Here is a 241-nt window from a genome sequence, read left to right on the forward strand (position 1 = left end):
GTGGAAGCAGGCCGCCCAGGACGAGATCCGTGAGCAGGTCTCCCAGCTCAGCACGGAAAGCCCCTACGAGGTCGTGCGCAAGGGTGCTTCAGAAGCGCTCAAGGGTTCCGATCAGCAGGTCAGCGACTTCTACACGGCCGGGCAGTACGACGTGGCCGTCACCGACTACGCCGTGCGCGTCTCCCAGATCAACAACGCCGGCGGCCCCGGTGTGAAGGAGGCGTCCAAGGCCGCACTGGCC

The 241-nt window shown here is 66.4% G+C and carries 1 protein-coding gene; it reads left to right on the forward strand.

Annotation, left to right across the window (positions count from 1 at the left end; all coding sequences use genetic code 11):
* Positions 1-241, forward strand: a 241-nt coding sequence (locus tag IF67_RS40105) for an ALF repeat-containing protein (RefSeq protein WP_037840474.1), incomplete at both ends; no start/stop codon positions are given.

Origin of the sequence: Streptomyces sp. NRRL S-1813, assembly GCF_000719605.1 — a bacterium.
In the GTDB taxonomy this organism is placed as follows: domain Bacteria; phylum Actinomycetota; class Actinomycetes; order Streptomycetales; family Streptomycetaceae; genus Streptomyces; species Streptomyces decoyicus.